We start from the raw sequence: 2,554 nt of genomic DNA, 5'->3' as shown, positions 1-2,554 counted from the left end.
GAGTCAGGGGGCGATTCGTGCCGCAGGCACGAATGGGGGTGTGGAAGCGCAACGGCGGGGCCCAAGGTTTGCGCAGCAAACTTTGGGAGATATCCGGGCGCAGCCGGATATCGTTCCCCCTGTAGGAGCGGCGTAAGCCGCGAGGGCCTTCCCATGAAAGCTCCATCGCGGCTCACGCCGCTCCTACGAGATGCGATATGGCACGGCCCCGGCCCCCTGCAGAGAGGGGGCGATTCGCATCGCAGATGCGAATGGGGGTGTGGAAGCGCGCCGGCGCGGCCCAGAGCCTCCCGGAGCCGTCACTCCACCCGCTTGACCTTGGCGCGGGTGTTGTAGCCCTCCACCGACATGTACCAGGCGGTTCCGACCACGCTGGGGCGGATCGTCACCTGTGGGTTGCGATTGCGCACGCCGACCAGGGAGGCGCTGTCGACCTGCTCCCAGACCTGACCGTTGTCGAGGGTGTAGCGGCGGCCCTTGCCGAAGCCGCGGAACTCGCTGGTCACGGTGCCGACCACCGGCTCCTCGGAGCCGAAGCTCAGGAAGCCGCGGTTCTCGTCCTCGACCTTCTTCTTGGCCGCGGCGGCGGCCAGCGCGGTCTCGGCCTCGATCTTGCGGCCGAGCCAGCGGTTCAGACTGGCCAGCTCCTCGGCGTCGAGCTTGTCCAGGCCGGCGGCGCGGAATTCTACGGCGCTCATCTGTTGCTGGATCGGCTGGTCGCTCGTCGCCTGCTGCTGCGCCAACGCCAGCGGACTCAGGGCCAGGCAGCCGAACAGGGCAAGTGTGCGAAAGGACAGGGGGCGCATCATGGTGTTCCTCCAGGCAGTTGGCGCTAGTGTAGTCGTCACGAATGCCGCCATCACGTCCGCGCTCCCCACGCCACTCCCCCCGATCCTCTTGAACGCGTCCCCTCCAACGCCCGCCGACGACCTGGCCCGGCTGCTCGATGCGCCGGCGCTGGAGGCCGTCGACGCCGGCGATCGTGAATCGCTGCGCGACGCGCTGGCCGCGCCCGAGGGTGGCGCGGACGCGCGCGACCCGCTGCCGGTGGTGCTGGACATGCTCGACTCGCTGAGTCGGCTGGGGGCCGATGGCGACACCGTGATGGCGACCCTGCTGCGCCAGTATCCGGCCCTGCCCGGGAGGCTCGGCAAGGCGTTCGAGCAGCGCCATCCGGCGGTGTTCGGGCTGCTGGAGGGGCAGCAGGCGGCGACCCAGGTACGCGCGCTGCATGCCGAACAGGCCGGTCACGGCAGCGCCGAGGGCCTGCGCCGGCTGTTGTTGGCGATCGTGCGCGACCTGCGGGTGGTGTCGATCCTGCTGGCGCGCCAACTCGCGCGGATGCGGCACGCCTCCGAGCTGGACCCGGAACAGCGGCGTCAACTGGCCCGCCTCACCCGCGACATCCATGCGCCGCTGGCCAACCGGCTAGGCATCTGGCAGTTGAAGTGGGAACTGGAAGACCTTTCATTCCGTTACCTGGAGCCGGACACCTACAAACAGATCGCGCGCCTGCTGGATGAGAAGCGCGGGGATCGTGAGCGCTACATCGAGGGCGTCAAGCAGACCCTGCGCGAGGCGATGGCCGCGCAGGGCATCCGTGCCGAAATCGCCGGCCGGCCCAAGCACATCTACAGCATCTGGAAGAAGATGCAGCGCAAGGACGTGCCGATCGGCGAGCTCTACGACCTGCGCGCGGTGCGGGTGATGGTCGACGACGTCGCCGCCTGCTACGCCGCGCTGGGCGCGGTGCATGCGCAGTGGGCGCCGGTCCCGGCCGAGTTCGACGACTACATCGCCCGGCCCAAGCGCAACGACTACCGCTCGCTGCACACCGCGGTGATCGGACCGGAAGGCAAGACCCTTGAGGTGCAGATCCGCACCCACGATATGCACCGCCAGGCCGAGCTGGGCGTGGCCGCGCACTGGAAGTACAAGGAGTCCGGCAGCCAGGCCGCCGACGCCGCGTTTGACCGCAAGATCGCGTGGATGCGCAAGCTGCTGGAGGGCCGCGACGACGAGGCGATCCTGGCCGGCGAGCTCGACAGCGAGCTGATCGAGGACCGGGTCTACGTGCTCACGCCCAAGGGCGAGGTGGTCGATCTGCCGGCCGGGGCGACGCCGCTGGATTTCGCCTATCACGTGCATACCGAGGTCGGGCACCGTTGCCGCGGGGCCAAGATCGACGGCCGGATCGTGCCGCTGGATCACAAGCTCAGCAGCGGCGACCGGGTCGAGATCATGACCGCGAAGACCGGCGAGCCCCGTCGCGACTGGCTGATCGAGTCCAACGGCTTCCTCGCCAGCAGCCGCTCGCGGCAGAAGGTCCGCACCTGGTTCCACAAGCTCGACCGCGCCCGCAACGAGCAGGCCGGCAAGGAACTGCAGGACAAGGAGCTGCGCCGGCTCGGCCTGCTCGGGGCCGACCTGGCGCCGGCGCGCGAGCGCTTCAGCGTCGCCCACGACAGCGACCTCTACATCCTGGTCGCGCTCGGCGATCTGGGTCCGCACCAGATCGGCCGGGTGCTGCTGGAACACGAGCGCGCGCAGGAGG

The 2,554-nt window shown here is 69.4% G+C and carries 2 protein-coding genes; one reads left to right on the top strand and one right to left on the bottom strand.

All coding sequences use genetic code 11. The annotated features are described in order from the left end of the window. Window positions 1-299: 299 nt before the first annotated feature. Complete coding sequence (locus FKV24_RS13540) at window positions 300-809, bottom strand: hypothetical protein (RefSeq protein WP_141482747.1); 510 nt, start codon at window positions 807-809, stop codon at window positions 300-302. Window positions 810-897: 88 nt separating this feature from the next. On the opposite strand from FKV24_RS13540, the gene FKV24_RS13535 reads away from it, so the two are divergent. Continuing rightward, the coding region (locus FKV24_RS13535) for a RelA/SpoT family protein (RefSeq protein ID WP_249041024.1) at window positions 898-2,554 on the top strand (1,657 nt) is incomplete at its 3' end.

It is taken from the genome of Marilutibacter maris (assembly GCF_006546735.2).
GTDB classification, from domain to species: Bacteria; Pseudomonadota; Gammaproteobacteria; order Xanthomonadales; family Xanthomonadaceae; genus Marilutibacter; species Marilutibacter maris.
Note: the sequence above shows the minus strand (reverse complement) of the source record. Positions and strands in the feature narration are given on the sequence as shown.

Excerpts from the sequence above, each read along its gene's own strand:
- FKV24_RS13540 (WP_141482747.1), bottom strand. The coding sequence starts at position 809 with ATGATGCGCCCCCTGTCCTTTCGCACACTTGCCCTGTTCGGCTGCCTG.